This window comes from Aliidiomarina minuta (assembly GCF_003987145.1).
Classification (GTDB): domain Bacteria; phylum Pseudomonadota; class Gammaproteobacteria; order Enterobacterales; family Alteromonadaceae; genus Aliidiomarina; species Aliidiomarina minuta.
The window spans coordinates 46,840-58,615 of the sequence record NZ_PIPL01000001.1 but is presented as its reverse complement, the minus strand read 5'-3'; the positions used below and the strand labels follow the sequence as shown (position 1 = coordinate 58,615).

Annotated in this window: 11 protein-coding genes and 4 tRNA genes; 5 read left to right on the top strand and 10 right to left on the bottom strand. The window is 48.6% G+C overall.

Annotated elements, in window-relative coordinates:
* Positions 1-14: 14 nt before the first annotated feature.
* Complete coding sequence (locus CWE09_RS00300) at positions 15-251, bottom strand: hypothetical protein (RefSeq protein ID WP_126801916.1); 237 nt, start codon at positions 249-251, stop codon at positions 15-17.
* 158 nt (positions 252-409) lie between these two features.
* Between CWE09_RS00300 and CWE09_RS00295 the strand changes: the two genes are divergently transcribed.
* Complete coding sequence (locus CWE09_RS00295; RefSeq protein WP_157982780.1) at positions 410-964, top strand: DUF1415 domain-containing protein; 555 nt, start codon at positions 410-412, stop codon at positions 962-964.
* Positions 965-997: 33 nt separating this feature from the next.
* Positions 998-1,735 (top strand): DUF1499 domain-containing protein, encoded by a 738-nt coding sequence (locus CWE09_RS00290; RefSeq protein WP_126801914.1) that lies wholly within the window; start codon positions 998-1,000, stop codon positions 1,733-1,735.
* Positions 1,736-1,741: 6 nt separating this feature from the next.
* Here CWE09_RS00290 and CWE09_RS00285 read toward each other — a convergent pair.
* The 4 genes from CWE09_RS00285 to CWE09_RS00270 form a co-directional block, all read right to left on the bottom strand.
* Positions 1,742-1,818 (bottom strand) — tRNA-Pro (locus CWE09_RS00285).
* Positions 1,819-1,838: 20 nt separating this feature from the next.
* Positions 1,839-1,914: transfer RNA gene (locus CWE09_RS00280), tRNA-His, on the bottom strand.
* A 44-nt stretch (positions 1,915-1,958) separates the two neighbouring features.
* Positions 1,959-2,035, bottom strand: a tRNA-Arg gene (locus tag CWE09_RS00275).
* A 31-nt stretch (positions 2,036-2,066) separates the two neighbouring features.
* Positions 2,067-2,143 (bottom strand) — tRNA-Pro (locus CWE09_RS00270).
* Positions 2,144-2,394: 251 nt separating this feature from the next.
* Between CWE09_RS00270 and folD the strand changes: the two genes are divergently transcribed.
* Complete coding sequence (gene folD / locus CWE09_RS00265) at positions 2,395-3,255, top strand: bifunctional methylenetetrahydrofolate dehydrogenase/methenyltetrahydrofolate cyclohydrolase FolD (protein ID WP_126801913.1); 861 nt, start codon at positions 2,395-2,397, stop codon at positions 3,253-3,255.
* On the opposite strand, the gene CWE09_RS00260 is transcribed toward folD, so the two are convergent.
* From CWE09_RS00260 to CWE09_RS00250, 3 genes are read right to left on the bottom strand one after another with little or no spacing between them, the layout of a single operon-like run.
* Positions 3,252-3,854, bottom strand: coding sequence for a TadE/TadG family type IV pilus assembly protein (locus tag CWE09_RS00260; RefSeq protein ID WP_126801912.1), 603 nt, complete (start codon positions 3,852-3,854; stop codon positions 3,252-3,254). The genes folD and CWE09_RS00260 overlap by 4 nt on opposite strands.
* Positions 3,851-5,350: a hypothetical protein gene (locus CWE09_RS00255; protein WP_126801911.1), complete on the bottom strand. Its 1,500-nt coding sequence runs from the start codon at positions 5,348-5,350 to the stop codon at positions 3,851-3,853. The genes CWE09_RS00260 and CWE09_RS00255 overlap by 4 nt, the downstream gene beginning before the upstream one ends.
* Positions 5,350-5,589: a hypothetical protein gene (locus tag CWE09_RS00250; protein WP_126801910.1), complete on the bottom strand. Its 240-nt coding sequence runs from the start codon at positions 5,587-5,589 to the stop codon at positions 5,350-5,352. The genes CWE09_RS00255 and CWE09_RS00250 overlap by 1 nt, the downstream gene beginning before the upstream one ends.
* Here CWE09_RS00250 and CWE09_RS00245 point away from each other — a divergent pair.
* Entirely contained in the window at positions 5,588-5,851 is a 264-nt protein-coding gene (locus CWE09_RS00245) for a hypothetical protein (protein ID WP_126801909.1), read from the top strand. The two genes, CWE09_RS00250 and CWE09_RS00245, sit on opposite strands and share 2 nt — an antisense overlap.
* On the opposite strand, the gene topA is transcribed toward CWE09_RS00245, so the two are convergent.
* Positions 5,848-8,559: a type I DNA topoisomerase gene (gene topA / locus CWE09_RS00240; protein WP_126801908.1), complete on the bottom strand. Its 2,712-nt coding sequence runs from the start codon at positions 8,557-8,559 to the stop codon at positions 5,848-5,850. The genes CWE09_RS00245 and topA overlap by 4 nt on opposite strands.
* Positions 8,560-8,852: 293 nt before the next feature.
* Here topA and astB point away from each other — a divergent pair, with 293 nt between their 5' ends.
* Positions 8,853-10,190, top strand: a complete 1,338-nt coding sequence (gene astB / locus CWE09_RS00235) for an N-succinylarginine dihydrolase (RefSeq protein ID WP_126801907.1) — start codon at positions 8,853-8,855, stop codon at positions 10,188-10,190.
* 70 nt (positions 10,191-10,260) lie between these two features.
* Here astB and purF read toward each other — a convergent pair whose 3' ends face one another.
* A complete protein-coding gene (purF, locus tag CWE09_RS00230; protein ID WP_126801906.1) occupies positions 10,261-11,772 on the bottom strand; it encodes an amidophosphoribosyltransferase in 1,512 nt (503 codons plus the stop codon).
* Between the last annotated feature and the right edge of the window lie 4 nt (positions 11,773-11,776).

The following is an 11,776-nucleotide window of genomic DNA, read 5'->3' as shown; positions in this document are numbered from 1 at the left end:
CGCTGGGCGCGCCTTTACTTGCCGCGTAAATCGCTTAAAGTTGTGCGTATTGCCTGCAAATCATCAGTTAACTGCTCATTGCGTTTATCTGGCATATTTTCAGAGTCTGCCGTTAACATCTCATTTGCATCAATTTCCCAGCTTTCCAGGATCTTAACCTTGTCCTCTACTGACAAACCTGGCGTGGTCGCAACTTCTCCTGGATGTTCAAAATATTTGCTTGGGTTTTGAATCACTTGTTCAACGTTCATAATGCGCCTCTGTCATTAAAACTTACGCTGTTAGATATCTATAAAGCTAAGCAGAATTCAACACTTACGCAAGCTTACTTTACTCAGCTAGCTTTGCATAATATTCTCATCGCTATCAAACGCATTTATATTACAGCTTGTCTGGAGCCAGATTACGAGTGAATATTTATACCCAGCAAACCCGTGATTGGGTGGCTCAGTTTATTGTACCCCTCAATATTTGCCCTTTTGCCCGCAAAGAAGTGGAAAATAATAAAATTCGTTACGAAGTTCTTAATTTCAACGACGACAACAGCTTTTATGAGCTTTTTAGTCAGGAATTAAACTGGCTTCATGAAAATCCTGAAACCGAAACCAGTCTCATTATACTGCCTCAGCTTGTTGATAATTTTGATGCTTTTCTGAATCAAACTGGATTCGCTCAGCAAATTTTACAACTTGAAGGGTACAGCGGTGTATTTCAGTTGGCTAACTTCCATCCGGCTTACGTTTTCGCCGATGCTGAGGAACAGGACCCGGCAAACTACACGAATCGCTCGCCCTGGCCCGCTCTGCATATTTTACGCGAAGAATCCCTGGCCCGCGCTATTCGCGCTCATAAAAACGCCGAGCAGATCCCAGTTCAGAATATGCGCCAGTTAAGAGAATTGGGCAGCGACGAAATCAAAGATCTTTTAACCCGAATATTTAGTCCCGGAAGCAACTCCTGCTAGTCTTATAAAAAGGTGTCTACTGGAGTATTCTGAATGAAAGCCTTAAGTTTCGCTCTGGCGTTATGTTTAACCATAGTAGCCATCGCAACAGCAATACTGTCCGGACCGCTTTATCAATCTGGACAAATACAGCTGGAAGGAGCACTGCAAGCGCTCCAGCTAGCCTCAGTGCTCGCTGTTGCCGGGGCCCTGTGCGGCATACTTGCCGCTATTCTAATACGACCGCGAAAGCCTTTTATGCAGGGCATACTGGCACTTTGCCTGCTGTCTGCGGGAGTTAGCTTTTATGTGACTTATACAACGTTACAAGACGCCCGTGAAGCACCCCATATTTCTGATGTCACTACCGACACCGAGAACCCTCCGCAATTCGACGCCCTGCTCTCACGTCGCCAGGAAGCAAGGGTTCCTCACGAATACCCTGGAGAACAGATCGCTGAACTGCAACGACAGCATTATTCAGATATTCAAACACTTCATACAAACGTCACATCCGCTTCTGTTTTCAGAGCAGCTCAGCAAGTAGTGCAGACAAAGGGCTGGCAGCTGGTTGCCGTAGATAATGACGGCGGTATTATTGAAGCCTCAGATACTACAAGCTGGCTTGGATTTGAACAGGACATTGTTATTCGAATACAGCATGACGGACGGTCTACAGTAGTCGATGTACGCAGTGTATCAAGAAATGAAGAACAGGATTTAGGTACTAATGCAAAACGCGTTCGGGCGTTTTTACATGAACTACAGGGAAGATTAGGTATAGCAGGTTAAGCAGAATGGTCGGCGATGCAGGATTTGAACCTGCGACCCCTTGGACCCAAACCAAGTGCGCTACCAAACTGCGCTAATCGCCGACATATATATCTGGGGGAAATGGGGTGGATGATGGGACTCGAACCCACGACAACCGGAATCACAATCCGGGGCTCTACCAACTGAGCTACACCCACCACTGTAGTGCTTATTTCTGGACGCTTACTCTACCAAGAAGACCTGGCGCGCCCGGCAGGATTCGAACCTGCGACCCACGGCTTAGAAGGCCGTTGCTCTATCCAACTGAGCTACGGGCGCGCTGTGTTGCCTGCGGCTTCACTCAGAAAGATGGTCGGCGATGCAGGATTTGAACCTGCGACCCCTTGGACCCAAACCAAGTGCGCTACCAAACTGCGCTAATCGCCGAACTTTCTACGCCCGTTGCCAAACACTTTTCAGTGCCTGTCAACGGGGGCGAATATTACCTTTAAGGCCTGGTATCGTCAAACCTTTTTTCACCCTACCTGCGCGTTCGGCTATTTTTACAGCACCACTGGCCAGCTTTTCATCAAATTTGACAATTCCTAAGGCTTTATCTGTCTTTAGCGCGCTTTTTTTGGCACAATATCAAGCCTTCAGCGGCAATCTTCGTAGTCGACCAGTGGTGACATAGGATTATGGCAACAGCAACCTTGATTGATGGCAAAGCCATCGCTAAAGACGTACGTCAACAAGTTAAGAAAAGTGTAGCGGAACGGGTCGCTCAGGGTAAGCGCCCTCCCGGCCTTGCTGTCGTACTGGTCGGTCAGGATCCTGCCTCTCAGGTTTATGTGGGTAGTAAGCGCAAAGCCTGTGAAGAAATAGGTTTTATCTCCAAAGCCTATGACCTTCCTGTCACCGTCAGTCAAAGCAGCCTCGAACAACTCATCGATGAATTAAATGCAGCACAGGATATCGACGGTATTCTGGTTCAGCTACCGCTGCCTGCGGGGCTGGATGCAACCAAGATTCTGGAGCGCATACAACCCAATAAAGACGTTGATGGCTTCCACCCTTACAATATCGGCCGACTCGCTCAACGTATTCCTATTTTACGGCCCTGCACTCCCAAAGGTGTCATTACACTGTTGCAGTCCACCGGTATCGACCTGCATGGACAACACGCTGTAATCGTCGGTGCTTCCAATATCGTAGGCCGCCCTATGAGCCTCGAACTTTTATATGCTGGCGCAACTACTACCGTATGTCACCGTTTTACAAAGAACCTGCAACAGCACATCGAACAGGCTGACATTGTCGTAGTTGCTGTAGGCAAAGCCAATTTTATTCCGGGTAACTGGATAAAACCCGGCGCTATCGTGATTGATGTGGGCATTAACCGTCAGGCCGATGGTAGCTTATGTGGTGACGTTGAGTTTGCTGCTGCAGCTGAGCGCGCCAGCTATATAACACCAGTACCTGGAGGGGTCGGCCCCATGACTGTTGCCTGTCTGATGCAAAACACACTGCAGGCCTGCGCCGAACTGAACGACCATTAGTCAGTAATTGCGCCCGCTATTTCCAGCGGCGCAATCATTTGAGTCGCCGCCGTCACCTGAATAGCCAGCATAGGTTCACGACCTGAACTCTGGAGGTTGCAATACTGCTGTGCAGGACTCGTTGAGCTGCGCAAAAAAGGTTGCAGCGTCTGAGCCATCATAGGCACCAGCAGAGACTGGCACCAGGTAATACCTACTTTGAATATACGAGCCCGCAGCCACGCCTCCCTTTCTGTCTCGTGCAGGGAAGCAAGCCTTGCCCCTGCAAAATCAGAGCTTAACTGATAAAACACACGTCCCTCAGAGACCACCCTGTCTCCTTGCTCGCGAATAAGCCGGTCAGAGGGATGCAAACGTTTAATATCCGGAATATGCAACCGGGATCCCGGCAAAGGTCGCATACGTGACTCCAGAACCTGCAGCATCGCCAGACTATCGCCTCCTGTCAGACTGGCCTGGCGCACGACGTGCAAGCTGGCCGCCTGTAACATTTGCTGTGCCAGTAATATCCACAGCCCCTGTACTGCAGCAGCCAGCATCAGCAAAAACAAAGGCAGCACAATGAGCGTCTCCAGCATGCTCTGGCCTTTGCATTTCATAACACAACTCCAGTCTCCAGAATCCGCGGCGTCAGCAGCAGCAAGGTTTCCGAACGCTGCCTAACCTGCTGTCGATGCCCACCAAACAACCATGAGCCCAATGTTTTTTGTTGCTGCCATTGTTGTCGGGTACTTTTCAAACCGGAAATTAATAAAGTTTCACCATCCGCGACCATAGCTTTCATAAAGAATTTTTTGCGATTGGTATGCGGTGTCTGAATAGTTTTATCACCAGAAGTGACCTGCTCGATGCCTTTTAAATCCGAGAGGCTGGTAGAGAGCTGCATAAGCACCTGAGCACTAGCTATCTTAGGCAATAAATATAACTCGAACCCGGTGGTCACCACCCCGGGAATTAGTAAATCACTACTGCCTACATTCGGCGTCGAACTGCTTCCGGCGGAAGCCAGATAGGTCGCATTGTCTTCCAGTACAATTTTAGATATCTGATTATTCAGACTCACCAACCGCGGATGGCTACTGACTTCAACCACGCCTTGTTGCGATAATGCATTAATAAGTATCTGAGAGCCTGCCAAACGGCCACTGCTGCGTTCGATACCTATTTGTGAGCCTCTGTTAGTCAGTGAACTCACCAGGCCACTGGAGAAGTTTACAATGCCGCTATGCGAAGCAGACTGATACACCAGCTCCCAGTCTATGCCCGCCTGTTCCTGATCATCAAAAGCAATGTCTATCACCTGCACGTCAACGGCTACCTGCCGGGTTAACCGCCGATTCTGCTGGATCAGATACTCACGTATCTGTTGTACGTGCTGTGGATAATCACGCACCAGAATAGAAGTCGAGCTTTGATTCAAAGCGATGTGGCCATGGGCCGATAAAAGTAATTGCAATGCTGCTTCTAAATCATTCCATACCGACAATGACTCACTGGTAAAATTCAGATATTGAGCACTGTCATCGCTCAGGCCAGACGGCATGAGCTGATGCCCCGACATCGCCGAAGTCTGATTCAAACGGCGTTCATCATCACCCAGAAAGAAGTTAGTTGACCCTGCCAGAAAGGCCACATCAAACTCCGCCACTTCAAACTGACGTAAGGTAAGCACATGATCAGTAGCACTGAAATAGAAACCAGTAACCAACCCCAACTGCGTTATTGCGTCCCCAACAAGCCCCTGAAAAGCCAGGCTTACCGGAATATCAGGATCAATATCATCCAGCAATCTGACGCTGATCGATAAAGGATAAAGCATTTCACGCAACGCCTCCTGCAAAGGGTAGTTATCGAAGATGAAATCAGTGCTTTCGGTATACCAGGCAGGTCCTTCATACTGAGGCATAATTAATGGTGGTACAAAGTAGCCTTGTTCGCGCACTACATGCTGCCTGGCAGGCGTCGTAGCTGGGACAGCATATGCTTCAGCCAAACGCTGTTCGGCGCTAACCACTGACTCCTGATAACTGCCGCGCAACGCGCAGCCTGACAACAGAACGAGTACCGCTATCGAGCTTATGAATAAACCACGCATTACCAGCCTCCCCCCAGCTGCGGTAGATAATCTACCACCGCTGTGTGGTTCGCATGCAATAACACACGAAGTTGATAAGGCTCTAACAGGCGTTCCAGTATGCTGTCCCAGTCGTTAGCCTGCAGCTGATAACGTGAAGGCCAATGGTGTTCGGTAGCGGCCAGCCATACTACAGATTGCACCTGCAAATGCTGCTGTAACAGCGTTTCAAGCTGCGGCTGTAATGGCCCGGGGGACATGCTGAACGACACCCCTGACACCTGTTCCGGGCTGTTAATCTTTGTATCTGGTAACACGGAGGGGATAAATAAAGGGCCGCAATCCTGCGCGGGCCAGGTGGCGCCAAATGGTATAGCTGCCGCCACAATAACCCAGCAAAATTGGCCTGACAACGATCTGAAGGCTTTCCTTAGCCGTTCCTGCATCAGCTTGCTCCTTGCTGAAAATAAACAGTTGGAGCAAAAATTTAGCCAAGCGCAGCAAGCTGCGCAAGTATATTAAGAGGCTTTAGTTGTACGCTTTGTCGGCTTTTTCTTTTTCACCGTCTTAGCAACTGCCTTCTTAGCAGCTGGTTTCTTAGCCGCTTTCTTGGCCTTGACCTCTTTCCACTGCCCACCTTCATAATGGGCCTGCCAGCCTGTCGGCTTTTTATCGATTTCAGTCACGACGTACTGCTTTTTCTCCTTGCGACTAAAACGCACTATTGCATCATGACCGTCCGGGTCTTCCTGTGGCGCTTCCGCCAGATAATGAAACTTCTCAGGAAGGCGTTCTTTAAAACGCGCCAGCTCTTTCACCGTGACCGCGCGAGTCTCACGTGATTTCGGAAATGTACTGGCCGACATAAAGATTCCCGATGCGCCGTCACGCAACACAAAGTAAGCATCCGACTGCTCGCAAGTCAGCTCAGGCAAATGCACCGGGTCCTCTCGGGGTGGTGCGGCTTCACCGTTACGCAGTAACTTACGGGTATTTTTGCATTCTTCGTTAGTACAGCCAAAGTACTTTCCAAAACGACCGCTTTTCAGCTGCATGTCACTGCCACAACGATCACATTCAATCAGAGGACCGTCATACCCCTTAATTTTAAAGGTACCTTTCTCAATCAGTTGACCGTCACACACCGGGTTATTACCACAGACGTGCAATTTACGCGTTTCGTCAATCAGATAGCTATCCATCGCGGTACCGCATTTAGGGCAACGCTTTTTCGCACGCAGAGCCAGAGCTTCGGCTTCTTCGTTATCTTCATCTACTTTTACCGCTTCATCTCCAGACACCAGGTTCATTGTCTTAGTGCAGCGTTCTTTGGGTGGCAGGTTATAACCGGAACAGCCCAAAAATACGCCGGTGGAAGCCGTTCTGACACCCATTTTACGGTCACAGGTGGGGCAGTCTATATCAGTAAGCACCATCTGGTTGTCCCGCATGCCGCCTTCTTCCGGTGGCAGTTCGGCACGCTCTAAATGCCCCTTAAAGTCTTCATAAAACTCATCCAAAGCCTCTTTCCAGTCCGCTTTGCCATAGGCAATATCGTCCAGGCGCTGCTCCATCTCAGCGGTAAAGTTATAACTCATCAGTTCAGCAAAATTTTCAGTCAAACGATCAGTTACTATTTCACCCATTTTTTCGGCATAAAAGCGACGTTGTTCAACCCGCACATAACCCCGATCCTGAATCGTCGAAATAATAGAGGCGTAAGTTGAAGGTCGACCTATGCCACGTTTTTCCAGCTCTTTCACCAGGGACGCTTCACCATAACGCGCCGAAGGCTTAGTGAAATGCTGCTGCGGATCTAAGGCTTCCAGGGCAAGTATCTGACCTACCTTCACATCCGGCAACGACCCGTCATCATCGCCCTTACGTTTGGCCGGTGGTTGTGCTTTTGTCCAACCGGCAAACCGCATGACCCGGCCGCGGGCTTTTAATTCGTAATCACCGGCGCTGACGGTAATAGTTGAAGAGTCATATTCAGCAGCCGTCATCTGGCAAGCTACAAACTGACGCCAGATAAGTTCGTACAAACGTTCAGCATCACGTTCCATGCCTTGCAACATGCCGGATTTAATCATTACATTGGAAGGCCGGATGGCTTCGTGGGCTTCCTGCGCATTGGCTTTCTTGCCATAGAAATTCGGTTTCTCAGGCAGATATTTAGGTCCGTATTCGTCGTCTATAAACTTACGAACGCCATTTAATGCATCCTGGCTCAGGTGTGTTGAGTCAGTACGCATATAAGTAATATAACCCGCTTCATAAAGGCGCTGCGCCATGGTCATGGTTTTCTTCACACCGTAACCTAAGCGAGTGCTCGCCGCCTGCTGCAGAGTCGAGGTAATAAAAGGGGCTGACGGTCGACTTTTGGTCGGCTTATCGTCTCTGGCACTGACTTCATACTGCGCATTCTCCAGGTCCTTCACTGCCGTAGCCGCCATATTTTCGTTCAGCGGTTTAAAGGCTTTACCCTGATGACGGGCAACTTCCATGCGCAAATCGGATTTTTCCTGCGCAGTAAGATCAGCATGAATATCCCAGAACTCTTCGGGCACAAAAGCTTTTATTTCGCGTTCACGCTCTACGACCAATCGCACCGCAACCGACTGTACCCGGCCTGCAGAAAGACCCCGCGCTATTTTTTTCCACAACAGCGGCGACACCATAAAACCGACCACACGATCTAAAAATCGTCGGGTTTGCTGCGCTTCCACCCTTGCTACGTTAAGTTCCGCAGGTTGCGCAAAAGCTTCCTGAATTGCTTTTTTCGTAATCTCGTTAAAAACCACACGCTGATAACGATCGTCTTCACCACCAATAATCTCTTTCAAATGCCAGGCTATCGCTTCCCCCTCGCGATCCAAATCCGTCGCGAGATAGACTTTGTCGGCATTTTTTGCCAGGCTTTTTAATTCTTTAACGACCTTCTCTTTGCCCGGAAGTACTTCATAACGAGGCTTCCAGCCGTGTTCAGGATCTATACCCATGCGCCCGACCAGATTCAGGTAATCACGATCCCGGCGATAAGCTTCTTTTTCTTCCGGTGACATTTTACGCACTTCAGAAGGTGCTTTAGTCGGAGCTTTCTCCAGACTTCTGGTTGGCAGATCGCGCACATGACCGACGCTGGATTTAACCACGTAGTCATTACCAAGATACTTATTTATAGTCTTTGCTTTTGCGGGTGACTCGACAATAACGAGCGATTTTGCCATGACGATTTTTAACTCTTTGGTCGGAATAAACTAAGCAACAGGCCTCTATATAAGCCTTACTATCCAGTTTATCAAGCGAATGTTCAGGTGAATTCCTTTTTTAAGATATATCGGTAATTCACCGCAGTGACAACCCAAGTCGAACAAATTAAATGAAAATTCGTTGGATCTGCATACTTATACAAACTTAACGACACACCCTGCAGCCCTTTTAAATAAAGGCTTTCAAAGCCACTCCAGACACGTATAATAGCCCCAGTTAATTTTTTTGATTGCCAGGGAGTGACCACTCAATGCAAGATTTCGAAGTCAATTTTGACGGCCTGGTGGGCCCGACTCACAATTATGCAGGGTTATCCTTTGGTAATGTTGCTTCCCTTAGTAATGCCAAGGCCAGCTCCAGCCCGAAATCGGCAGCAAAACAAGGCCTGCGGAAGATGAAAGCTTTGCACGATATGGGCATGCAACAAGGCGTTCTGGCGCCTCAGGAGCGTCCTGACGTTGCTGCGCTGCGCCGCATTGGTTTCGGCGGTTCTGACCATGAAGTATTAAGTAAAGCTGCAGAGCAGGCACCTGCTATTTTTCGTGCCTGCTGCTCCGCTTCAAGTATGTGGACAGCTAACGCCGCGACCGTGTCTCCGGGTTCTGACACAGCCGATGGCCGGGTTCATTTCACGCCAGCGAACCTGACCAATAAATTCCATCGTTCTCTTGAACCTGGGGTTACTGGCAATATTTTACGCGCAATGTTCAATAATTCGCGTTATTTTAAACATCATCAGCACCTGCCAGATAACGAGCATTTCGGTGATGAAGGAGCGGCTAATCATACCCGCCTTTGCGGAAATTACGGCAAAGCTGGCGTTGAAGTTTTTGTTTACGGCCGTTATGCCTTTGACAGTAGCAAACCCGCACCCGTTCGTTTCCCCGCCCGGCAAACCTTTGAGGCTTCTCAGGCAGTTGCCCGTTTGCACGGATTGAGCGACGAGAACACCGTATTTATTCAGCAGAATCCTGAAGTGATTGACCAGGGTGTATTTCATAACGACGTGATTGCGGTAGGTAATCAGAATGTACTCTTTTATCACCAGCAGGCGTTTACTGATACCGCCACTAAATGTCGCGAAATTGAACAAAAGCTGGGCCATGACATGCACTTCATTGAGGTTCCTGATAGCGCTGTCAGTGTGCAGGATGCCGTCAACACCTACCTGTTTAATACACAGCTGATAACCTTACCCAGTGGCGACATGATTATTATTGCGCCCAGCGAGTGCGAAGAACATCCTGGAGTTGCGGCCTACCTGAAAGAACTGACGCAAAGCAATACACCCATTAAAGATGTGCGCTATTTCGATGTGAAACAGAGTATGCGTAACGGTGGAGGTCCGGCTTGTCTGAGATTACGCGTTGCTCTCGACGAACAGGAACTGGCAGCGGTCAATCCACACTGCCTAATGGACGAGACATTGTTTGAACGTCTTAACCTATGGGTAGACAAACATTATCGCGATGAACTCGCTGTAGACGATTTGAGAGATCCTCAGCTTTTAAATGAGTCGCGCGCTGCTCTTGATGAATTAACTCAATTAATGCACCTCGGCTCCGTTTATCCTTTCCAGCAAAATTAAGCTTCCCTGAAGAATAAAAAAGCCCGTCACTTCATTTGAAGTGACGGGCTTTTTACTCTGCGTCTGTTAATCAATCATCTTCGTTATGCATCTCAAGATTAGTTTCTTCCTGAGATTCTGCGGAACGAACATTGTCATTACGTTCAGCATCAATTCTGTCCAGGTAACTCTGGCTTACGTCACCAGTAATGTACTGACCATTAAAAACCGAGGTTTCAAAGCTTTTCAACCGTGGATTTTCTACCTGAACCGCGGCCACCAGATCTTCTAAATCCTGGTAGATAAGACCGTCGGCTTTAATAATGCTACATACTTCCTGAACTTCACGGCCATAACCAATAAGTTCATTGGCACTGGGCATATCGATACCATAAACATTCGGAAAGCGGATTTCCGGCGCGGCTGACGCAAAATATACATTTTTCGCCCCCGCTTCACGGGCCATTTCAATAATCTGCTCTGAGGTGGTACCCCTGACAATAGAGTCATCAACCAGCAATACATTTTTACCTTTAAACTCAGCACTGATCGCATTCAGTTTGCGACGCACCGACTTACGTCGCTGAGTCTGACCCGGCATGATAAAAGTACGGCCGATATAACGGTTTTTGACAAACCCCTGGCGATAAGGAAGGGCCAGAACACGCGACATTTCCAGCGCGATATCACAAGCAGTTTCTGGAATTGGAATGATAACGTCAATATCCAGATCCTGATATTCCCGTTTAATTTTTTCGCCCAGCTTACGCCCCATATTAATACGACTGGCATAAACAGAAACGCCATCAATAAAGGAGTCCGGCCTGGCAAAATAAACATACTCAAAAATACAGGGGCAATGCATAGGTTTATCAGCACACTGGCGTGAAAACAGTTGTCCCTGTTCGGTGATATAAATAGCCTCACCCGGTTCTACGTCACGCATGAAGGTGAAGCCGGTACCGTCAATAGCCACACTTTCAGAAGCCACCATATATTCAGTGCCCTGCTCAGTCTCGCGCTTACCTAAGGCTAGTGGCCGAATGCCCCAGGGGTCACGAAATGCCACCATACCATGGCCAATAATCATCGCCACCACGGCATAGGCACCTCGAATCTGCCGATGCACTTTAGTGACCGTCGCAAAGATATCGTCTTCTGATAAACGCATAGTATCTTTTGTTGTCAGCTCATGGGCGAAAATATTGAGCAGAATTTCTGAGTCTGACGTGGTGTTAATATGACGGCGCGCCTGGTCAAATAATTGCTGTTGCAATTCTTTTGAATTAGTCAGGTTGCCATTGTGTGCCATGGCGATGCCAAAAGGCGAGTTAACATATAAAGGTTGAGCCTCAGCGGCACTGGAAGAGCCGGCTGTAGGATAACGTACATGGCCGATGCCTAAATTGCCGGTCAGCCGTTTCATATGACGAGTATGGAAAGCATCACGTACCAGGCCATTGCCCTTGCGCAAACGCAGCGTGTTCTGATCAATGGTCATTATACCTGCAGCATCCTGCCCTCGATGTTGTAACATCGTCAGGCCGTCATACAGCGCCTGATTGACCGGTTGCTTACCTACTATGCCGACAACACCACACATGCCT